We start from the raw sequence: 19094 nt of genomic DNA, 5'->3' as shown, positions 1-19094 counted from the left end.
CTCCAATTCCATCACTCGTAGTCGACTACGAGTGATGTAGCACACCGCCCCACACCACTCATAGTCGACTACGAGTGATGCAGCGACTGAGAGGGCAGCTCGAGGGCCACGGCGCCCGCCATTTCGGGAGTGCCCCAGTCCACCACGGGCCAGCCGCGCCGCAGGGCCTCGCGGCGCAGGCGGCGATCCGGGTGGACGGCCACGGGGCGGCCCACCACCTCCATGACGGACAGGTCCGAGTACGAGTCCGTGTAGAAGGCACACGCGGACAGCGGAACACCGGCCTCGGCGGCATGGGCCTGGGCGTAGGAGCGCTTGCCCTCGCCGAAACACACCTCGCCCAGGGGGCGCCCGGTGTAGCAGCCGGCGGCATCCACCTCCAGGCGGTTGCAGAGGATGGCATCCAGGCCCAGGTCCCGGGCCACCAGCTCGGACATGTAGCCGGAGGACGAGGTGAGCAGGACGAGCCTGTCCCCGGCCGAGCGGTGCTCCTCCAGGGCGCGCAGGGCACCGGGCCGGTACCGCGAGCGGACCCACTCCTCGTAGAAGCGGACGGTGCGCTCGCGGATGGGCTGCTCTTCCCTGCCCCGCAGGTGGGCCATGCCCTGGAGCAGCGCGTCCTGCATGGAGACGCGGCCCATGTGGTAGCGGGCGAGCCACAGGGTGGCGCGCATCGCCTGCATCCGGGTGATGTGACCCAGGGCGAGCTCGCGGCGGATCCACAAGGAACCCGAGTTCACGGCGAGCAGCGTCTTGTCCAGGTCGAAGAAGGCAATGGCCATGGGCCCTTCTTCATTAATCACCCTGGGGTCGGGAGGCCGCTCAGGCACGCCCGGCTGGCCGCTTCCTCCGCCGGCCGAGCGTCAGCAACCCCAGCAGGGCCGCCGTGGGGAAGAGGGCCCCGGGCGCCACGCCACAGCCGATGCCCGGGCCTTGCGAAACGGCCTGGAAGTGACGTCCGGGCTCGGGCCCGACGCACTGGGTGGGCGGCAAGCCCCGGGGGTAGGCCTGGCAGAAGCCGGCGGCGCTGCCCGCGTCGATGATGCGCTTGTGGGTCTCCCCCGGCGGAGCGGTGGGCTCCATGGTGGAGCCGATCTCGAACACGTGGTCCAACCCCACCACGTGACCGAACTCATGGGTCGCCGTGTTCTGGACGTCCGTGACGACGCAACCGGAGGTCCGCTCGCCCTCGCACATCGGCGAGTCCACGGTGGTGAAGAGGAAGCCCCGGCCGTCGTCACTCGCGTTGAACTCGACGTCCGCGTCGAGGATGTAGGCGGTGCGGTAGCTGAAGGTGGTGGTGGTCAGCCCGATGACGGCGGCGCCATGGTCCCAGCACGCGTAGGTGTTGGCGCAGGTGTCGGACGCGATGCACGGGTCCTCCGGAGGGACGACGTCGTTGCAGTCCACCTCGCGGAAGGTGATGACGTTCTCGTTGGCGTTGGGGTCCTGGGTGCCCCGCACGTACCCCACCTTGGGATTCTGGATGTCCGGGCCGCGGGTGAAGGTGAAGTCGCTGCAGGTGGCGGACACCGCGCGCCAGGAGGCGAACGCGGCCTCGAGCGCGGCGAACTCGGTGTCCCCGGGCGTGCGGCGGCTGCCAGCCGCGTCCAGCCGGTACACGTAGTCCCGGCCGGGCCAGAGGACACAGTAGGAATAGCCGGGCACCAGGGTGCGCTGGTAGCGCTGGGCCTCCGCCCCGGGAGCGCAGAGGACGAGCGCCACGAGGGCGGACCACGAGGAAGCGCGCATCATCGACGGCCGCTCCGGCGGCGACGCCACGCGAGCAGGGCCCAGCCCGCGACGGCGGGCAACCAGGCCCCGGCGCCGGAGCTCGCGCACCCGATGGCCTGCGGGCCCAGCACGGTGGAAGTCCCACTGCGCTCCAATGAGGGGGAGGCGCAGCTCTGGCTGGCCTGCCCCTTCGGGTACGCCTCGCACACGAAGTCGGCGGAGCCCTCGTCGATGGTGCGCTTGGACACCTCGCCCTGCGGAGCGCTCGGGTTCATGACGGAGCCGAGCGCCCGGGTGTGGTCCAGGCCGATCAGGTGGCCGATCTCGTGCGTCATGGTGTTCTGCACGTCGGTGGCCACGCAGTTGCCGGGGTGGGTGCTGATGGGCCGCGAGCAGATGGGCGCGGGCGGCTCCACGGTGGTGAAGACGAAGCCGCTCGCGTTCAGCTGGATGTCCGAGTCGTAGATGATGCCGGACTTCTCGTCGTAGGTGGTGAGCGTGAGGCCGATGGTGTCCGCGTTGTTGTCCCAGCAGTCGAAGTCGTTGCCGCACGTCTCCTCGTCCCAGCACTTGTTGTCGGAGGGGACGAAGTCCACGCAGCTCCGGGAGCGGAAGAGGACGAGGTTGCGGTTGTCGCCCTTCATCTCGTAGCCCACCTTGCGGTCATCCACGAGGGGGCCCTCGGAGAAGCGGAGGTTGCCGCAGGAGTCGAAGATCCGCTGCCAGCTCTGGAAGGAGCGGCGGATGGCCTCGAACTCCTTCTGCTTCTGGTCCTCCGTGCTGGCGTTCGGATTGCCCACGCTGCTGAGGTTCCAGGAGAGGGTGGGCACCGTCCAGAAGAGGCACTGGGCCTCCGCGGTCGGATTCACGCGGCTGCGGATGAAGGGGTCGCTCTGCCCGAGGGCGAGCGAGACCAGGAGCGAGGCGACAATCACGGCCGCTTCTCCTGGACGCGCGTGGGAGCCTGCTTCCGCTCGAGCGCGGTGCGGATGGCCGCCTTGAGCTCCGGCAGGGACATGGAGCGCTGCGAGGAGGGGGTGGGCTGCCGCGAGTCCCGGTCCAGCAGGAGCACGTCCCCGGTGGGCTCCGGCACGGCCATGGCGCTCTTTCCGTCCTCCGAGCGCTGCACCTGGTACTTGCCCTGGACCATGCCCGACACGCGGAAGGCCCGCTTGCCGTGCTGCTCCAGGAAGACGACGACCTCCTCCCCGGGGGTGAAGGTGGCGAGGCCACTCACCCGCTGCCCGATGTCGCCTACCCGCCCACCAGGCTGGGAGACGAGCACCGTGCCACCCGCCTGCCCCTTCAGGGCGTCGGTGACCTGGATTTCCACATCGGTGATGATTCGGCGTCCATCTCCACTCCACCGGCTTTCCACCCGGCGCACCGTGCCGTGAACGATGGCATCGGACGCCTGGGCGAGCTCTGGCAGGTCGGCCCGCAGCATCGTGGTGGCGCTCGCCGCCTGGGAGAGCAGTAGGACGAACGGCAGGAGCGCGCGAAGCGCGATGTGAAGTTTCATGCAAGGGCCCTCGGTGCGCGGCAGTCTAATGCATTGACCGGGCCGCGGGCAGCGAAGACGGCCAGTCCCGGCCGCTCGTTGACCACCCAAGCCCGCTCCTGCTATCCGCGCCCCTTCGATATGGCTCCTGTTCCTCGCGTCCGCTTCGCTCCGTCTCCGACCGGCTATCTCCACATCGGAGGCGCCCGCACCGCCCTCTTCAACTACCTCTACGCCAAGCGCCACGGGGGTGTGTTCATCCTGCGCATCGAGGACACGGACCAGGAGCGCTCCACGCCGGAGTCCGTGAAGGCCATCCTCGACGGGCTCACCTGGCTGGGCATCGACTGGGACGAGGGTCCGGGCAAGGAGGGCCCCGTGGCGCCCTACTTCCAGACGCAGCGGTTGGAGCTCTACAAGAAGTACGCGGACCAGCTCATCGCCGAGGGCAAGGCGTACCGCTGCTACTGCACCCGCGAGGAGATCGACGCGCGGCGCGCCGCGGTGGAGAAGGCCACGGGCAAGCCGGGCACCTACAAGTACGAGGGCACCTGCCGCGACCGCAAGGACATCCCCGAGGGCCGCTCCGCCGTCATCCGCTTCCGGATGCCGGAGGGCGAGGGCCAGGTGACGTTCAACGACAAGGTGCTCGGGCCCATCACCAAGCAGTACTCGGACCTGGATGACTGGGTGATGATGCGCGCGGACGGCATCCCCCTCTACAACTACGGCTGCGTCATCGACGACCGCACCATGGACATCACCCTGGTGGGGCGCGGGCAGGAGCACGTCAACTCCACCTTCCCGCAGCTGATGCTGTACCAGGCCTTCGGGTGGAAGCCGCCCGAGTTCGCCCACTTCCCGCTCATCCTCGGGCCGGACCGCGAGAAGCTCTCCAAGCGCAAGCACCCCGAGGCGGACGTGATGCTGCACAAGCGCAACGGCGTGCTGGCCGAGGCGCTGAGCAACTACGTCATCCGCCTGGGTTGGAGCCACGGCAACGACGAGGTCATCTCGCGCGAGCAGATGGTGGAGTGGTTCGACTTCGACCACGTGGGCACCACCTCCGGCGTGTGGAGCCCGGACAAGCTGATGTGGCTCAACCAGCAGTGGCTCAAGATGTTGCCTCCCGCGGTGGTGGCCGAGCAGCTGGTGAACTTCCTCGCCGCCCGGGACGTGCAGGTGAAGGCGGGAGACCCGCGGCTGGAGCGCGTGGTGATGGCCTTCCGCGAGCGCGCCAAGACGCTGCAGGAGATGGCGGACATGGCCCTCAAGTACTTCCAGCACGGCGTGGCGCTGGACGAGAAGGCCGCGACCAAGCACCTCACCGCCGAGTCCAAGCCGCTGCTCACCCAGGTGCGCGAGCAGGTGGCCGCGCTGCCGCAGTGGAGCGCCGCCGCGCTGGACGAGGTGGTGAAGAAGGTGAGCGAGCAGGCCGGCGTGGGCATGGGCAAGGTGGCCCAGCCGGTGCGCGTGGCGGCCACGGGCGGCACGGTGAGCCCGGGCATCGGCGAGACGCTGGAGCTGCTGGGGCGCGAGGAGACGCTCCACCGCCTGGACGCCGCGCTGGCCCGGCCGTAGTCCCTCCCTTCAACGGGGCCCACAGGTTGGGGTGGACACCTCCGCCCGTGGGCCCTATCCTTCCGCCCCATGACTCGAACGCTTGACAGCCTGATCGGCCTTTTCTATAAGGCGCGCCCGCTCGGGGCGGCGGTAGCGGCGCTCTGGGTCTCGGTGGCGGCGGCGGAGGTGGTGAACGGGGCCCAGCTCCCCGATGGCTCGCGGAAGGTCGGCGAGCTGCGGTACCGGGCACCGGGCAACTTCGAGAAGACGCTGGAGTATTACAAGACGGTCTATCCAGCGAGTGCCTTCCCTCGAAGGCCGGTGGTCAACCAACCGGGCGTGAAGGCCGTCCACATCGTCAATCCCTCGGGAAGAAACTTCGAGGGGTTGAACATCTATGAGGCGAACGACGAAGTCCGTATCTACGTCGTTCCGCTGCAGGCGGCGTCGGCTCCGGCGAAGCCCGCGAAGAAGTCGGAACCGAAGTCCGGGAAGAAGTCGAGGTAGCCGGGCGGTTCGAAAAAGGAAGTTGCAGTGGCAGGGCGGTTGCGGTAGTCAGACAGCACTTCGGCAGCACGCAGCAAGCAGCTCTTGGGGAATCGTCTAACGGCAGGACAGCAGACTCTGACTCTGCTTATCTAGGTTCGAATCCTAGTTCCCCAGCAAGTAGTACCCGGTGGTTGCAATACCGGCCCTGTCGTCTAGCGGTTAGGACGGTGCCCTCTCACGGCACAAACTCGGGTTCGAATCCCGGCAGGGTCACACGCAGTCGCAGCACAGTCGGGCAGTATGGCCCTGTCGTCTAGCGGTTAGGACGGTGCCCTCTCACGGCACAAACTCGGGTTCGAATCCCGGCAGGGTCACTGAGGCGCCCGCTTCTCTTCGAGAGGCGGGCGCTTCGCTTTTGCGGGCTCGAGGCTAACCGTGCAGGCTCGCGCGGAAGGTGGCCAGGGCCGAGGCCAGGCTCGCCTGGGCGCGCTGCAGGCTGCGGCGCATCAGCAGCATGCGCACCCGCTCCGGCAGCGACAGCGGCGACGCGGTGCCGAAGCCCACCAACTCCAGGCGCAGGGTGATGGCATCCAGCAGGTCCGCCAGGTCCGCGTGGGGGCCGGCCAGCAGCACCACGTCCGGCGGGGCCGACTGGAGGCGCTCGGCGATGTCCCACCAGTGCGACGAGCCCGTCTCCAGCACCACCACGGCCGCGCCCATCAGCGCCGGCGAGTCCGGGGGCAGCGCCACGGCCTCCAACCCCTCGTCCAGCAGGGTCCGGAGCGCGTCCGGACTGCCCACCACGGCGATCTGCCCGCCCGGAGCCACCCGGCTCGCCTGCTCGTAGGCGCGCAGTTGCGTCTCCAGTTGCTCCCGCGCCTCGGGCGAGGCCTGCCCACCGGCCAGCAACAGCTCGGAGGCCTCGCGGGCCACCCGCCGCGCCAGCTCGCGCCCCTTCACCCGCTCCGAGCGGCGCTCCAACGCGGCGCGCACCTTGGCCCGCACCAGCCGCAGGTCCTCGAAGGGCTTGAGGATGTAGTCGCTCGCGCCCGCCGCGAAGGCGGCGATCACCGACTCGGAGCTGGAGTAGCCGGTGATCATCACCGCCTCCAGCACGGGTTGCAGGGCGCGGGCCTCGGAGATGAGCTCCACGCCGCCCATGCCCGGCAGGTTCTTGTCGGTGATGAGCACGTCGAAGCGCTGAGAGCGCAGCAGCTCCAGCGCCTCCTCGGCGTCCTCGGCCAGGCTCACCACCAGGTCCGGCTCACGCGACAGCAACCGGGCGCACACGTCGCGCACCACGGGCTCGTCGTCCACCACCAGCACGGTCGAGGCGAGGGTACCTCCACCCTCCTCACCCCCGCCGCCCTCGTCCGTCTCGAAGGGGAGGTCCATACGGTCGAGAATCGCACAGCTCGCGCCAGACTTCGAGCAACGCCATGTGAGGCTATGCTGGGAGCCGTGGCGAGCTTCTCGGAAGCGTTGGAGGAGAACCCCGCACCGCGGCGGCTGGGAGACGTACGACTGCGGTACGAGCCCGGCCGTTTGTTGGGCGAATCCCTCCCCCCCTCCTTCTGGCGGCGGCAACTCCCGGGCTTCTGCCTGGTGCTGGCGGCCCTGTGTACGGCGGGCGCGGTGGCAGGCGTACTGCTGGGCGGCGACGGGGCGGTGGCCTCCGTACCGCTGGCGCTGGGCATGGTGGCGGTGGCGCTGGTGGGCTTCGCGCTCCAGCTGGAGGGACAGCTCGGCCGGCGCCGTTTCGTGCTGCACTTCTCCAGCGAGCGGCTGCGGCTGGAGCGGCTGCGATGGGCCCCGGGAGCCACCCGCACCGAGTGGGTGCCCTTCGACGAGGTGACCTCGGTGGATGTGGTGGAGCGTGCGCCTGGACGCTACGCGCTGGTGGTGGCGTGGCGCCCCGGGGGCAAGGACACGAAGAAGGAAGAGACGCGGCGCGAGGTGCTGGTGGAGCACATCGGCGCCCACGAGCAGGAGGCGCTCCTGCGCGTGTGGCGCCTGCTGCACAACGCCTTCGGACTCAGGGGAGCGGGACTCGCTGGAGCGTGAGCTCCACCTCGGTGCCCTCGCCCTGCTTCGACGACAGCCGCACCGCGCCGCCCGCCTGCGTCACCAGCTCCTTGCAGATGGACAGGCCCAGGCCCGTGCCAATGCCCACCGGCTTGGTGGTGAAGAGCGGCTGGAAGACCTTCTCCTGCAGCTCCTGCGAGATGCCGCAGCCGTTGTCCGCCACGGTGAGCACCACGTTCTGCTCGCGCGACGTCCACCGCACCTCGATGCGGCCCGGCCGGCCCGTGCCCTCCATGGCCTGCGCCGCGTTGACGATCAGGTTGAGCAGCACCTGGGTCAGCTTCACCGGGCCGAACGTCACCTTCACCGGCTCGCCCATGGTGGTGATGCGAGCCCGATCGCGCACCTCGGCGCGCGCCAGCTTCACCGCGAAGGACACCACCTCGGCCACGTCCGCCGAGACCTCCATGTCCTCGCCGCGCGCCTGCGCCCTCAGACCCAACGCCACCCCGCGCAGGTGATCCGCGCCCGTGGCCAGGTCCTGCAGGAGCGACGGCAGATCCTCCAGCACGCTCGCCACCTCGGGCGAGGAATCCGTCGCCAGGTGCTTGGAGGCGTACTGCACCACGCACTCCAGATCCCTCCGCAGCGAGGCCACGTTCTGCGACAGGTAGCCCACCGGGCCCATCAGCTCGTGCGCGATGCCGGCCGTCACCTGGCCCAACGTGGCCAGACGCTCGGCCTTCATCATCCGCCCTTCCACCTCGCGGATGCGCAGCTCCAACCGGGCGATCTTCAGGCCGTCCTCGAGCGCGGCCAGCACCTCGGCGCGATCCCACGGCTTGACGAAGTAGCGGCTCACCTGACCGCGGTTCACCGCGTCGATCACCGCCTGCATGTCGGAGTAGGCGGTGACGAGCATGCGCTTGGCGTCCGGCGCCAGCGTGCGCGCGCGCTCCAGCAGCTCCACGCCCGTCATCTGCGGCATGCGCTGGTCCGACAGGATGACGCCGATCTCACTGCGCTTCTGCTCCAGCAGCGTCAGCGCCTCGGCCGGCGTCGAGCAGCGGAAGATGCGGAACTTCGAGCCGAAGTTCGCCTCGAACACCCTCAGGTTGAGCGCGTCGTCGTCGACATAGAGGACGGCGGGCAGGTCAGACGGGTTCATGGAATTCCTCTCCGGGCCAGGCCCACCACCCCACTCACGCCATGCCTCCCCACTGCGCCCACTCCCCAAGAGATACCACGTCACGTCCAAAACCCGATGGGCCGTGTTCGAGCAGATGAGAACACCCGCACGCACCGGCAACCCCGGCACGCTCGCCGTCAAGCGCTCCCCTACCCGCTCCCAGGAGAGCGCACCTGGAGCCCTTCAGGAAGGCCTTCAGCGCGAGGGCATGGGAGCGAGCGGAGCCTCGGTGGCCTCCTCACCCGCGCCCGCCTGGGACTCCAGCGCCTGCTGGATGGCATCCAGGGACTCGAAGCGCCGCGCCGGCAGGTTGCCCAGCAGGGAGACGACGAGCGAAGGGGCCTCGTTCTCCCGAGCCAGCAGCACGAGTTGCTCCACGGACAGGGGGAACACGGCCCCGAGCAGGGCCTGGTGAAGAGGCTGAGCCAGCGGCGAGGGAGTTCCCATGCGCGTCTCCAGCTCCTTCATGCCTTCCTCCAGCCGGGTGCGCCGCATGTCGTCGTCATTCATTTGCGAGAAGTTAAGCAGCTCACGAAAGAGTTGCGCGCACTTTTCGAAGGCTTCCCCAGCAAGCGGAGGAGCGGCGCATTCGGAATCGGCCCCACCGTGGCCGTCTCCCACCTCAACCCCCACCGTATGGCAGGACTCCCACCCGTGAGGAGGCACGAGATGGCGAAGAAAAAGGACCCCCCCTACGCCGAGCACATCGAGCACGTGCAGGCCACCCACCCGGAGCCGTGGCCCGGTATCAAGGGCCGCTCCGAGGATCACGAGAACGAGCTGCCCACGGGCACCCAGCGCGCCGATCAGGCCGGCGTCACCGAGGCCCAGCGCAAGCTGGAGCACGAGATGCACGAGGAGGAGGAGCCGGCCCGCGAGTAACGGGCCGGAAACCCCGGGCGGGCCGCGCGTGTGGGCGGCCCGCCGGGGGAGGAGCGACTAGAACAGCAACCGCATGGGGTGCTCGAGCAGCGCCTTGAGCTCCCGCAGGTACTCGGCGCCGATGGCCCCGTCGATGACGCGGTGGTCGCCCGAGAGCGTCACCGTCATCAGCTTGCGAACCACCATCTGCCCGTCGCGCACCACCACCTTGTCCGAGACGGAGCCCACCGCGAGGATGGCCGCCTGGGGCGGGTTGATGACGGCGATGAACGAGTCGATGCCGTACATGCCCAGGTTGGACACCGTCAGCGAGCCGCCCGTGTACTCGTGCGGCTTGAGGCCGCGCTTGCGGGCCCGCTCGGCCAGGTCACGCGCCTCGGCGGAGATGGCCGACAGCCCCTTCTTGTCCGCGTCGCGGATGATGGGGGTGATGAGGCCGTCCTCGATGGCCACCGCGATGCCGACGTCCACCGTCTCGAAGTGCAGGATGGTGTCACCCTGCAGCGACACGTTCATCTTCGGGTAGCGGCGCAGCGCCATCGCCGACGCCTTCACGATGATGTCGTTGACGGAGACCTTGGACTCGAGTGCCTTGGCCTCCTCGCGGATCTTCAGCGCGGCGTCCATCTCCACGTCCACCGAGAGGTAGAAGTGCGGCACGCCCGGCTTCACCTCGGCCATGCGCTGGGCGATGACCTTGCGCATGGTGGTGACGGGCACCGCCTTCGGCTCGGGACGCACGCCCGGGGCAGCAGCAGCCGCGGCGGGAGCCTTGGCGGCGGCGGGAGCCTGGGTGAGCGCCTTCTCGATGTCGCTCTTCACGATGCGGCCGAGCGGACCGGAGCCCTGGACCTGGGAGAGGTCCAGACCGCGATCGCGAGCCATGCGCTTCGCCAGCGGGCTGGCACGCACACGGCCTCCCGGCGTGGGAACCGGAGCGGTCTTGGGCGCCGGAGCCGGAGCCTGGGCGGGCGCCGGAGCCGCGGCCTTCGGAGCAGCAGCGGGCGCCGGAGCCTGGGCAGCGGGAGCGGCGGCCTTGGCGCCACCCTTCCCGGCCAGGAACGCGATGGGCGAGCCCACCTTGGCCATCTGGCCCTCCTGCACCACGATGCGGGCCAGCACGCCGTCGTCGTAGGCCTCCACCTCGAGGTTGGACTTGTCCGTCTCCACCTCGGCGATGGCCTGTCCGGAGGAGACCTTGTCCCCCTCCTTCTTCAGCCACTTGATGAGCTTGCCCTCCGTCATCGTCGGAGAGAGGGAGGGCATCACCACGGGGATGCCCTCGCCTCCACCGGAAGCGGCGGCGGGGGCCGGAGCCTGGGCAGGCGCCGGAGCGGGAGCGGCGGCCGGCTTGGGAGCCTCGGCCTTGGGAGCAGCGGCGGGCGCGGCGGCCTTGGCGGCTCCACCGGCGTCCACCTTCTCGCCCTTGGCACCGAGGAAGGCGATGGGCGCACCCACGGTGGCCATCTCCCCCTCGGGGACGACGATCTTCAGGAGATACCCGTCGTCATAGGCCTCAATCTCGAGGTTCGACTTGTCGGTCTCGCACTCGGCGATCGCCTCGCCGGAGGAGACCTTGTCGCCCTCCTTCTTGAGCCACTTGACGATCTTGCCCTCCTTCATCGTCGGAGAAAGGGAGGGCATCTGGATGGGCGTGGCCATACGGTTCTCAGGCTCCCTCGCGGTAGAGGACCTTCTTCACTGCGGCGATGATCCTGGGCGCGTCCGGCTGGATCGCGTTCTCCAGGTTCGTCGCGTAGGACATGTTCACGTCGAGGCCGGTCACGCGCACGACGGGAGCGTCCAGGTCGTCGAAGGCCTTGGACTGGATGATGTCCACCACCTGCGCACCGATGCCGGCCAGGGGCCAGCCCTCTTCCACGACGACGGCGCGGTTCGTCTTGCGCACCGTGGCGAGGATGGCCTCCTCGTCCAGGGGCCGCAGCGTGCGCAGGTCGAGGATCTCCACGGAGATGCCCTCGGCCTCCAGCTGCTTCGCGGCCTCCTCGACGAAGTAGTACATGCGAGACCAGGTGATGATGCTGACGTCCTTGCCCTCGCGCTTCACGTCCGCCTTGCCGATGGGGACGATGTGCTCGCCCTCGGGCACCTCGCCCTTGAGGGCGTAGAGGCGCTCACCCTCGATCATGATGACGGGGTTCTCGTCGCGGATGGCCGACTTGAGCAGTCCCTTGGCGTCCGCCGGCGTGGCCGGGGCAATCACCTTGAGGCCCGGGAAGTGGGCGTAGTTGGCCTCGAGCGCCTGGCTGTGCTGGCTGGAGAGCCGGCCGCCCGCGCCACCCGGGCCGCGGAACACGATGGGGCAGCGCAACTGGCCACCGGACATGTGCCGCAGCTTCGCCGCGTTGTTGACGATCTGATCCATCGCCAGGATGGCGAAGTTCCACGTCATCATCTCCACCACCGGACGCAGGCCCACCATGGCGGCGCCCACACCCAGGCCGGTGAAGCCCAGCTCGGAGATGGGCGCGTCGATGATGCGCGCGCTCCCGAACTTGTCCAGCAGTCCCTGCGACACCTTGAAGGCGCCCTGGTAGCGACCCACTTCCTCACCAATGAGGAACACGTTGGCGTCGCGCTCCATCTCCTCGGCGAGCGCCTGGTTCAGCGCCTCGCGGTACATCAACTCGGCCATTGTTGGCTCCGAATGCGAAATCCGTAATGGGTAGTCAGTGGAAGAGGACTAACGCTTGAGGCCAGCCGCCTTGTCCGCCTTTTCGGCCTGCTCGCGGGGCTCGAGGTCCCACGTCACCTTCAGCTCCTGGCCCGACGGGTACTTCGGCCACTTCGTCACCTTCTGGCCCAGCACACGCTCGCGGGGGCGCACGTCCTCCTCGCCCTCCTCCACGATGGTGTCCTTCCACAGCTCGGACAGGTCCGGCTCGGGCGACTCGTCGGCGAACTTCACCGCCGCGTCCACCTGCAGCTTCACCTCTTCCTCGATGGCGCCGAACTCCTCCTCCTTCGCCAGCTTGTGCTTGAGGGCGTACTCCTTGAGGCGGGGGATGGGGTCGTTCTTGCGCTCGTCCTCCACCTCCTGCTTGGTGCGGTAGGTGGCGGGGTCGGCCATGGAGTGGCCACGGAAGCGGTAGGTGTTGGCCTCCATCAGCACCGGGCCATTGCCGGCGCGGATGTACGCGGCCGCGTCCTTCACCGCCTCGTACATCTTCAGCACGTCCATGCCGTCCACGGCCTCGTGACGGATGCCGAAGGCCTCGCCACGCTTGTGGATCTCCGGCACCGCCGCGACGCGCGCGATGGCCGTGCCCATGCCGTAGCGGTTGTTCTCGCAGATGTAGAGCACCGGCAGCTTCCACTTGGCCGCCATGTTCAGCGTCTCGTGGAAGATGCCCTGGTTGGCCGCGGCGTCACCGAAGTAGCACACGGTGATGCGGTCCTCGTTGCGGTAGCGGCTGGCGAAGGCCATGCCCGCCGCCAGGCCAATCTGCGCGCCGACGATGCCGTAGCCGCCGTAGAAGTGGTGCTCGATGTCGAAGATGTGCATCGAGCCACCCTTGCCCTTGCTGTAGCCGCCGGTGCGGCCGAAGAGCTCCGCCATGACCATGCCGGCGTCCGAGCCACGCGCCAGCGGCTGGGCGTGGTCGCGGTAACCCGACAGCATGTAGTCATCCGGACGGATGGCCTCCTCGACGCCGGCCGCCACGGCTTCCTGGCCGATGTACAGGTGACAGAAACCGGCGATCTTCCCGAGGCCATACTGCTGGCCCGCCCGTTCCTCGAACCGGCGCATCAGGTACATCTTCCGGTACATCGTCAACAGCAGGTCCTTCGAGTACTTGCTGGCCACCGCCAAGCCTCCGAACATTGAGGCCGTCCCGGAAAAAGGGGACGGCAGACGCCGTGCGCCTCATAACGCGCGGACATGGGACTGCCAAAGCGCTTTTGTGCACCAAACAGGCGGGCCGTCTGGCGGTCCACCTTTAGGCGCATTGCGTCACGAGTCGTGTGAGAAGTGCGGCACCGACACGATTTCGTCGAGGAGCGTCACCGGCCGGCCCGAGTGGTCGGTCGCCAGGTGGACGACCTTGGCCCCCGGGAAGCGGAGCAGGTAGTCGTTGGCGTGGGTGGGCTCGTTGTCGAAGGCGGCGATCACCGTCCCCAGCTCGCCGAGGCGGGCATGGGCGGTGCGCTTGAACTCGTCATCGTTGTCCTGCATGGCCGGCTTCATCAGCAGGTGGATCCGCCCCTCGCCGGGCACGGCCAGGCCGTTGCGGCGGAGGCAGTCCACGGTGCCCGCCCGCATGCCCTCGTGGCGGCCGGTGACGTAGGCCAGGTGCGCCCCGGAGGCCGCCACCGCGTGGGTGAAGGCCGCCGCGCCCTGGATGGCCACGTCATCCACGCAGTACTCACTGGTGAAGAAGCGCTCCAGCCAGAAGTCCCGGGCGGCGTGGAAGTGGTTCTCCACCTCCTCCGGGGACAAGCCACAGTTGCGCATGGCGCCCCGCATGTCGAAACCGCTCTCCCAATGGCGCGGCTCGCAGACCCCCAGCTTCTCCACCTCCCGGGCCTTGCCGAACTCCCGGAGGATGCGCGCCTGCCGGGGGAGGTTGTCGAAGAGGGTGGAGTCCAGGTCGAAGGCCAGCACCGCCTGGGAGCCGAGCGAGCGCGCCTGCTCCAGGATGCCGCGCAGCGTGTCCTGCCAGCCCTCCCGGACGCGGGTCTTGAGATCGAAAGACATGGCCCTTGTATAGGGCACCCGGTGCCCGGGCGGCGCGGAATTCCACCACTCAGGCGGCCGAGCGCATGGGCTGCTCGGGCCGGGGGGGCTGCTCCGGGTAGAGCCGCAGCATCCGCTTGATGCCATTGCGGTCCATCACCAGCCGCACCAGCTGCAGCGACACCCGCTCCTGCCCCGCCTCCTGGACAAAGAACCGGAAGGCCAGGTCCACCTGGTAGCTCTTGGCCCCCCTCACCCGCCCCACCGAGAAGTCCTCCAGGTCCACGTACTCCAGCGCGTACTCGGGCTCGTCCATGTCGCGCAGGAAGCGCTCCACGTTGAGCCGGACGATGTCCGTGATTCCACTCACGCCCCGCTCGGTGCGCGGCAGCAGATCCACGTCCAGCACCACCTGCTTCTGGTAGCGCAGCACCGTCTCGGACAGCTCGCCCTGGGTCGCGGTGATGAAGTCGTCCCGGAAGCGCAACGCCATCACCTCCGCGGGCACCCGCACCGCGCGGCCATAGTCCACCTTCTCCTCGCAGGTGCCCAGGCTCCGCTCCGTCACCGGATCCACGATGTGCGCCGTCCGGTCGAAGAGGTGCCGCGCCGCCACCTGGCTGAAGATGCGGCGCATGCCCTCCTTGATGCGGTCCTTCATCATGTAGCCCACCACCATGATGAGGAAGAAGTTGAGGCTCGCCTGCGTGTAGCGGACCTGCGCCCAGAAGGCCACCGCCGTGGCGAACGTCATCGCCACGCCCGCCGCCAACGCGAACAGCACCTCCTCCCAGCCCTGGCGCCTCTGCGCCCGCCGCGCCGACAGGAAGAGGATGTTCATGCAGAACTTCTTCAGGAACCCGAACCGGTGCATGTACTCCTCGTTGTCACCGGTGGGGCTGATCACCGAGCGCAGCTGGTGATCCTTGCGGTACTGCTCCTCGCGCAGCACCTCCTCCATCAAGTCCTTGCGCAGCTCGATGTACACGCCCGAGCGCGGCAGCGCGTCCATGTCCGCCACGGCCTTGCGGAAGAACTGCTCCACGGTGAGGCTCATGTACTCGTCCACCAGGCGGATGGAGGCGCGCGTCTTCTCCCGCAGCCGGTAGCGATTGGCCGAGCGCGCCCACACGCGGAAGCGCTCCAGTACCCGCCGGGCCCCCTCCGTCACCGCCCGCGCATCGCTCTCCAGCCGCGCGCACGCCCCTTCCGACGGGACGCGCGCCATGCCCTCGCACTGCTCGTCCACGCCGTTGGCGAAGCGCCGCAGGGCTCCACGGAAGATGCAGGACAGCAGCTTGGCCTGATAGACGAGCTCCGCTTCGCTCACGAGCCCCGTGAGCAGGCCCGCCTCCAGCCTCGCCAGCGGCGCCACGTCCGAGGCCAACAGCTCCTCGAGCGACATCACCGGCGTCTTGAAGCGGATGTAGTTGTGGATGTCCGCGTAGAAGGCGGCCCGCGGGTACGTCTCCGCGTCGATGTTCAAGCTCGCCGGGAGGAAGACGTACGTCTCCACGAGATAGCGCGTCTCGTCGTCCGCCCCGGAGGGCTGGTACTCGAGCTTGATCTCGAACTGCTTCCGGTCGTGGACGTCGAGCCGGTTCTGCAACAGCGGAGCGGGGGCCTGGGACACACCCGCAGTCTAGGTGACAGACCTGTCACACGACAGTGGCCCCCAGGTCACAGACGTCTTCCCGACAATCATCGCGGTTCCCGAGGAATTGATTGAAGGTCCATGGACCCCGCCTTGCATCTCCCGCCCCCAGGGGCTGAAATGGGCGGGTGAGCCGTTCCGCGGAACCCCTCCCCTCCGAGCCCTCCCCCGAGGTGGTGATCCAGCCCCACCCCGTGGCCCCGCCCCGCCCGGCGAGGGATGCGCGCTACGACTGGGCCGCTGAACGCACCTTGCTGGCCTGGGTGCGCACCGGCCTCGCGATGATGGGGTTCGGCTTCGTCGTGGCCCGCTTCGGCGCCTTCCTGCGGGCGCTCGGGGTCACCGCGCCAGGAGCGTTGCCAGAAGAGGGACATGCGTCCGCCTCGATGGCGGCCGGCATCCTGATGGTCGCCTTCGGCGTGGTGGCCAACCTCGTGGCCGTCCGCCGCTTCCTGCGCAACCACCGCGCGCTCTCGCGTGGGGAGCCCATCGACCCGTCTCCCTTCGGCCCCGCCGCGCTCGCCGTCTTCGCGGCGCTGCTCGGGGGCGTGCTGGCGCTGCTGCTGGGCGGCGCCCTCCTGCACTGAAGACGCTCCTGGATGTCGGATTGCGGCCTACCTCCCCGCATTGACGCCTCGCGGCCCGGGCTGTGAAGCCGATGTAGAGCAGCGCGAAGAGCGGGGTGTACCCCGCGTGCAGCAGGTCCGAGGCGCGCACGAGCGAGACGACGAAGGCCAGCAGACACCACGCCGTCACGTCGTCCACCGCCGCGCAGGTGAGCGCGAGCATCCCCAGCTTCGAGCGCGGCAACCCAGGCTCGGAGAGGATTCGCGCCAGCACCGCGAAGGCGGTGACGCTCATCGCCGAGCCCATGAAGAGCGCGAACGAGGAGAAGGGCACCGACGGCTCGGAAGCAGCGAGGGGCCCAGCAGGATGCCCGCGAGCACCTCGGCGATGACCTGTGGCTGCCCCAGCCACCGCGCCCCGCCGCCGATCAACCGGGACAGGCCGATGATCACCACCAACTGGATGATCAGCAGACTGAGCGCGTTGTGGGCGATGACGTGCATCGGTCCGCCTCCGTCTGGAGGTCCTCCTCAGCCCTCGGTGCCGGTCCGGCCAGCGCCCTGCTGATTCGAGGGGGCCACCGCCACGGCGGGGGCGACCGGAACGCCCTTGGGCTGGGGCCGGGCGTTCCACACCCGGGTGGCCAGCAGCAGGCCGAGGAAGGACAGCGGCAGCAGGGCGATGGGCCAGTTGCTCCAGTTGGCCATGTCCTTCGCCGCATCCCCCGAGGGGAGGATCCTCCCGAGCAGCAGCGACTGGAGGGCGGTGCCCGCGTACACGGCACCATCGATGATGCCCACCGCCAGGCCCGCGTTCTTCTTGCCACCGAAGTCCATGCTGGCGGTGCCCGAGAGCATGCCGTGCACACCAATCACGCACAGCGACATGAAGATGACCGTCCAGCCCAACGCGGGCGTCTGGAGCACGAAGAGCGAGACCACGGCCCCCAGGCACATGCCCGCGTAGAGCACCGCCGAGACGGGCCCGCGCCGCGAGTCGAACACCCGGTCCGAGATGAGGCCGGCGAACATGCCGCCGGTGATGCCCGCCACGCACAGCAGCATGCCCCAGTTGGACGCCACGAACGTGTCGGCGATGCCCGTCGCCTTCGCGAACTTGGGGTACCACTGCATGATGGCGTTGCGCATGAAGCCGCTGCAGAACTCGACGCCCAGGATGGTGAGGATGATCGGGTTGCGGATCATCTTCATGAACACCTCCCTGGGCGCGAGCTGGGGCCCCGTGTCCCCGGAGGAGGCATCCGCGGTGTCGAAGTCCGGGTGGCCCGTGTGGCTGGGCGTGTCGCGGATGACGAAGAAGTCCACCACCAAGAAGACCGCGAGGATGACCGCCGGCACGAAGAAGACCCACCAGGTGGGCGCAGCCTTCGCGATGAACCGGCTCCAGTCATAGGCGAAGTACACGCCCAGCGAGATGAGGATGCCGAACACCCCGCCCAGCTGACCGCGCTCCTTCACGTGGAACCAGGAGGCGTTCACCTTGACGATGGAGACCGCGCCGAAGCTCTGGAAGTACATGTTCAGCGCGTAGAGGAAGGACAGCGTGGCCACCAGACCGCCCGGCGGCTGCCACCCGTTCTGGAGCACCGCGTACACCACCGCCCCCATCAGCACGTTGCACACCGCCGAGCCAGCCGCGGAGATGAGGATCGTCTTGCGGCCGCCCAGCTTGTCCGTCAGCGGGCCGTTGAGCAGGAAGGCGAAGCCGTACGTCAGCGTGCCCCAGAAGAAGATGGTGCCGAAGTCCGCGTTGCTGGTGTGCCCCTTCAGCGCGCTGGTGGCCTCGTTGAGGTTGTAGCGCCCCATGTAGAGGAACGCGTACGTCATGCCCAGCGGGAACCAGTTGAAGAACCGCCGGCGCTTGAAGGCCTCGGTGTGCCCGAGTTCCACCTTGGGCAGGCGGGCGATCACCAGGGAGATCGCCGCCAGCAGGATGAGGATCGGCAGGAGCTGCTGCAGCCAGGGGGGCAACGACGACATCAGATGACCTCGTTGGGGAGAGACGAGACGGGGGCACCCTACCCCGTCCCACGCGCTCCGGCCACCTTCACCCCCGGGTTCCCCCCGGCGTCACGCCTGCTCGGCCAGCAACCTCAGGATGGACATCTCCGTCTTCGCGTCCGGCACCTCCCCCCGCCGGCACATCGCCAGCAGCTCGCGGATGGGCCTCCACTGCAGGTGCGTGCCCTCCTCCAGGGGTGAACCATCCCCCTTCGGTGTCCCCTGCGGCTTGTCCGTCACGTCCACCGCCGTGGGGAAGATCTTCTCCGACAGAATCCCCGGCGCCACGAAGAAGCCCGCCCCCAACAATTGAATCTCCTCCGGCTTCACCTCGAAGCCCGCCTCCTCGAGCACCTCCTCCGCCGCCCGGTGCCGCAGGCCCTGCTCGCCCTTGTCCTCCGGCTCCAGCAGCCCCGCGACGATCTCCTCCACCCGCAGGTACGAGGCCCCATCCGGCACCGTCATCTCCTTGCCCCGCCGGAAGTACGCCGCCGGCCGCAGGTTCATCCGCGTCAGCACCTCCAGCCCCGACGCACCGCGTCGGTACACCAGCACCGCCACCGCATCCAGCCGCGGCCGATCCACCACGTCCACCCGGTACACCTTGGAGGCCGTCCCGTCCGCGCGCCGGTTCTGGCAGCGCAGCCTCCTCACCCGCAGAAACCCCTCGTCACACTTCGCGGTCGACGAGAAATCCTCGATTACCTCGATATCCGTCACAACAGCCTGGCTGCTCGAACGCATGCCTGCTCCCATAGCGGAAGACCCTG

The 19094-nt window shown here is 68.8% G+C and carries 20 protein-coding genes, 3 tRNA genes and 1 pseudogene; 8 read left to right on the top strand and 16 right to left on the bottom strand.

Annotated features, from left to right (window positions below; all coding sequences use genetic code 11):
• Positions 1 to 68 precede the first annotated feature (68 nt).
• Genes Q664_RS29440 through Q664_RS29425 form a run of 4 tightly spaced genes read right to left on the bottom strand, consistent with a single transcriptional unit; the run spans position 69 to position 3256 of the window.
• Positions 69 to 782, bottom strand: a complete 714-nt coding sequence (locus tag Q664_RS29440) for an HAD family hydrolase (RefSeq protein ID WP_052518820.1) — start codon at positions 780 to 782, stop codon at positions 69 to 71.
• A gap of 40 nt (positions 783 to 822) precedes the next feature.
• Positions 823 to 1755: a myxosortase-dependent metalloprotease, MXAN_2677/MXAN_2678 family gene (locus tag Q664_RS29435; RefSeq protein WP_235216926.1), complete on the bottom strand. Its 933-nt coding sequence runs from the start codon at positions 1753 to 1755 to the stop codon at positions 823 to 825.
• The gene (locus tag Q664_RS29430; RefSeq protein WP_043403198.1) at positions 1752 to 2669 is read right to left on the bottom strand and encodes a myxosortase-dependent metalloprotease, MXAN_2677/MXAN_2678 family; all 918 of its coding nucleotides are present in this window, start codon (positions 2667 to 2669) and stop codon (positions 1752 to 1754) included. Before Q664_RS29430 ends, Q664_RS29435 begins: the two co-directional genes overlap by 4 nt.
• Positions 2666 to 3256, bottom strand: a complete 591-nt coding sequence (locus Q664_RS29425; RefSeq protein ID WP_043403196.1) for a hypothetical protein — start codon at positions 3254 to 3256, stop codon at positions 2666 to 2668. Before Q664_RS29425 ends, Q664_RS29430 begins: the two co-directional genes overlap by 4 nt.
• A 120-nt stretch (positions 3257 to 3376) precedes the next feature.
• Between Q664_RS29425 and gltX the strand changes: the two genes are divergently transcribed.
• From gltX to Q664_RS29400, 5 genes are all read left to right on the top strand, one after another.
• Positions 3377 to 4816 carry a glutamate--tRNA ligase gene (gene gltX, locus Q664_RS29420; RefSeq protein ID WP_043403333.1) on the top strand — a complete coding sequence of 480 codons (1440 nt, stop codon included), beginning with the start codon at positions 3377 to 3379 and terminating at the stop codon, positions 4814 to 4816.
• A gap of 69 nt (positions 4817 to 4885) precedes the next feature.
• Positions 4886 to 5305: a hypothetical protein gene (locus tag Q664_RS29415; RefSeq protein WP_043403193.1), complete on the top strand. Its 420-nt coding sequence runs from the start codon at positions 4886 to 4888 to the stop codon at positions 5303 to 5305.
• A gap of 85 nt (positions 5306 to 5390) precedes the next feature.
• Positions 5391 to 5461, top strand: a tRNA-Gln gene (locus tag Q664_RS29410).
• A 27-nt stretch (positions 5462 to 5488) separates the two neighbouring features.
• Positions 5489 to 5560: transfer RNA gene (locus Q664_RS29405), tRNA-Glu, on the top strand.
• Between the two features lie 29 nt (positions 5561 to 5589).
• A tRNA-Glu gene (locus tag Q664_RS29400) sits at positions 5590 to 5661 on the top strand.
• Positions 5662 to 5716: 55 nt separating this feature from the next.
• Here Q664_RS29400 and Q664_RS29395 read toward each other — a convergent pair.
• Complete coding sequence (locus Q664_RS29395; protein ID WP_043403189.1) at positions 5717 to 6682, bottom strand: response regulator; 966 nt, start codon at positions 6680 to 6682, stop codon at positions 5717 to 5719.
• Between the two features lie 66 nt (positions 6683 to 6748).
• On the opposite strand from Q664_RS29395, the gene Q664_RS29390 reads away from it, so the two are divergent.
• Complete coding sequence (locus Q664_RS29390; protein WP_084610446.1) at positions 6749 to 7351, top strand: hypothetical protein; 603 nt, start codon at positions 6749 to 6751, stop codon at positions 7349 to 7351.
• Here the strand turns inward: Q664_RS29390 and Q664_RS29385 are convergent.
• Positions 7323 to 8480 (bottom strand): sensor histidine kinase, encoded by a 1158-nt coding sequence (locus Q664_RS29385; RefSeq protein ID WP_043403186.1) that lies wholly within the window; start codon positions 8478 to 8480, stop codon positions 7323 to 7325. The genes Q664_RS29390 and Q664_RS29385 overlap by 29 nt on opposite strands.
• 216 nt (positions 8481 to 8696) lie before the next feature.
• Positions 8697 to 9011: a DUF2795 domain-containing protein gene (locus tag Q664_RS29380; RefSeq protein ID WP_052518819.1), complete on the bottom strand. Its 315-nt coding sequence runs from the start codon at positions 9009 to 9011 to the stop codon at positions 8697 to 8699.
• 159 nt (positions 9012 to 9170) lie between these two features.
• On the opposite strand from Q664_RS29380, the gene Q664_RS29375 reads away from it, so the two are divergent.
• The gene (locus tag Q664_RS29375) at positions 9171 to 9383 is read left to right on the top strand and encodes a hypothetical protein (protein WP_043403183.1); all 213 of its coding nucleotides are present in this window, start codon (positions 9171 to 9173) and stop codon (positions 9381 to 9383) included.
• Positions 9384 to 9440: 57 nt separating this feature from the next.
• On the opposite strand, the gene Q664_RS29370 is transcribed toward Q664_RS29375, so the two are convergent.
• The 5 genes from Q664_RS29370 to Q664_RS29350 all read right to left on the bottom strand — a co-directional run bounded on the left by Q664_RS29370 (position 9441) and on the right by Q664_RS29350 (position 15715).
• Positions 9441 to 11045 (bottom strand): pyruvate dehydrogenase complex dihydrolipoamide acetyltransferase, encoded by a 1605-nt coding sequence (locus tag Q664_RS29370; protein ID WP_043403180.1) that lies wholly within the window; start codon positions 11043 to 11045, stop codon positions 9441 to 9443.
• Positions 11046 to 11052: 7 nt separating this feature from the next.
• Complete coding sequence (locus Q664_RS29365) at positions 11053 to 12039, bottom strand: pyruvate dehydrogenase complex E1 component subunit beta (RefSeq protein WP_043403177.1); 987 nt, start codon at positions 12037 to 12039, stop codon at positions 11053 to 11055.
• 48 nt (positions 12040 to 12087) lie between these two features.
• A complete protein-coding gene (pdhA, locus tag Q664_RS29360) occupies positions 12088 to 13212 on the bottom strand; it encodes a pyruvate dehydrogenase (acetyl-transferring) E1 component subunit alpha (RefSeq protein ID WP_200883783.1) in 1125 nt (374 codons plus the stop codon).
• A 147-nt stretch (positions 13213 to 13359) separates the two neighbouring features.
• Positions 13360 to 14103, bottom strand: coding sequence for a hypothetical protein (locus Q664_RS29355; protein WP_043403172.1), 744 nt, complete (start codon positions 14101 to 14103; stop codon positions 13360 to 13362).
• Between the two features lie 49 nt (positions 14104 to 14152).
• Positions 14153 to 15715: a hypothetical protein gene (locus Q664_RS29350; RefSeq protein WP_043403169.1), complete on the bottom strand. Its 1563-nt coding sequence runs from the start codon at positions 15713 to 15715 to the stop codon at positions 14153 to 14155.
• 149 nt (positions 15716 to 15864) lie between these two features.
• On the opposite strand from Q664_RS29350, the gene Q664_RS29345 reads away from it, so the two are divergent.
• The gene (locus Q664_RS29345; protein WP_052518818.1) at positions 15865 to 16323 is read left to right on the top strand and encodes a YidH family protein; all 459 of its coding nucleotides are present in this window, start codon (positions 15865 to 15867) and stop codon (positions 16321 to 16323) included.
• 121 nt (positions 16324 to 16444) lie between these two features.
• On the opposite strand, the pseudogene Q664_RS63130 reads toward Q664_RS29345, so the two are convergent.
• The 4 genes and pseudogenes from Q664_RS63130 to Q664_RS29330 all read right to left on the bottom strand — a co-directional run.
• A pseudogene (locus Q664_RS63130) lies at positions 16445 to 16597 on the bottom strand (cation:proton antiporter); the annotation flags it as partial.
• A complete protein-coding gene (locus Q664_RS63125; protein ID WP_043403166.1) occupies positions 16594 to 16806 on the bottom strand; it encodes a hypothetical protein in 213 nt (70 codons plus the stop codon). The gene Q664_RS63125 and the pseudogene Q664_RS63130, both read right to left, overlap by 4 nt.
• A 27-nt stretch (positions 16807 to 16833) precedes the next feature.
• Positions 16834 to 18303, bottom strand: a complete 1470-nt coding sequence (locus Q664_RS29335) for an MFS transporter (RefSeq protein ID WP_043403163.1) — start codon at positions 18301 to 18303, stop codon at positions 16834 to 16836.
• 90 nt (positions 18304 to 18393) lie between these two features.
• Positions 18394 to 19068 (bottom strand): NUDIX hydrolase, encoded by a 675-nt coding sequence (locus Q664_RS29330; RefSeq protein ID WP_043403161.1) that lies wholly within the window; start codon positions 19066 to 19068, stop codon positions 18394 to 18396.
• Positions 19069 to 19094 lie beyond the last annotated feature (26 nt).

The organism is Archangium violaceum Cb vi76 (assembly GCF_000733295.1).
GTDB classification, from domain to species: Bacteria; Myxococcota; Myxococcia; order Myxococcales; family Myxococcaceae; genus Archangium; species Archangium violaceum.
The sequence above is the reverse complement of the archived record's forward strand: the minus strand, read 5'-3'. Positions and strand labels throughout refer to the sequence as shown.

What these genes read in the sequence shown, in the direction of transcription:
- Q664_RS29440 (WP_052518820.1), bottom strand. Translation starts at nt 782, where the DNA reads ATGGCCATTGCCTTCTTCGACCTGGACAAGACGCTGCTCGCCGTGAAC.
- Q664_RS29435 (WP_235216926.1), bottom strand. Translation starts at nt 1,755, where the DNA reads ATGATGCGCGCTTCCTCGTGGTCCGCCCTCGTGGCGCTCGTCCTCTGC.
- Q664_RS29425 (WP_043403196.1), bottom strand. Translation starts at nt 3,256, where the DNA reads ATGAAACTTCACATCGCGCTTCGCGCGCTCCTGCCGTTCGTCCTACTG.
- gltX (WP_043403333.1), top strand. Translation starts at nt 3,377, where the DNA reads ATGGCTCCTGTTCCTCGCGTCCGCTTCGCTCCGTCTCCGACCGGCTAT.
- Q664_RS29415 (WP_043403193.1), top strand. Translation starts at nt 4,886, where the DNA reads ATGACTCGAACGCTTGACAGCCTGATCGGCCTTTTCTATAAGGCGCGC.
- Q664_RS29395 (WP_043403189.1), bottom strand. Translation starts at nt 6,682, where the DNA reads ATGGACCTCCCCTTCGAGACGGACGAGGGCGGCGGGGGTGAGGAGGGT.
- Q664_RS29385 (WP_043403186.1), bottom strand. Translation starts at nt 8,480, where the DNA reads ATGAACCCGTCTGACCTGCCCGCCGTCCTCTATGTCGACGACGACGCG.
- Q664_RS29380 (WP_052518819.1), bottom strand. Translation starts at nt 9,011, where the DNA reads ATGAATGACGACGACATGCGGCGCACCCGGCTGGAGGAAGGCATGAAG.
- Q664_RS29375 (WP_043403183.1), top strand. Translation starts at nt 9,171, where the DNA reads ATGGCGAAGAAAAAGGACCCCCCCTACGCCGAGCACATCGAGCACGTG.
- Q664_RS29370 (WP_043403180.1), bottom strand. Translation starts at nt 11,045, where the DNA reads ATGGCCACGCCCATCCAGATGCCCTCCCTTTCTCCGACGATGAAGGAG.
- Q664_RS29365 (WP_043403177.1), bottom strand. Translation starts at nt 12,039, where the DNA reads ATGGCCGAGTTGATGTACCGCGAGGCGCTGAACCAGGCGCTCGCCGAG.
- Q664_RS29355 (WP_043403172.1), bottom strand. Translation starts at nt 14,103, where the DNA reads ATGTCTTTCGATCTCAAGACCCGCGTCCGGGAGGGCTGGCAGGACACG.
- Q664_RS63125 (WP_043403166.1), bottom strand. Translation starts at nt 16,806, where the DNA reads ATGCACGTCATCGCCCACAACGCGCTCAGTCTGCTGATCATCCAGTTG.
- Q664_RS29335 (WP_043403163.1), bottom strand. Translation starts at nt 18,303, where the DNA reads ATGTCGTCGTTGCCCCCCTGGCTGCAGCAGCTCCTGCCGATCCTCATC.
- Q664_RS29330 (WP_043403161.1), bottom strand. Translation starts at nt 19,068, where the DNA reads ATGCGTTCGAGCAGCCAGGCTGTTGTGACGGATATCGAGGTAATCGAG.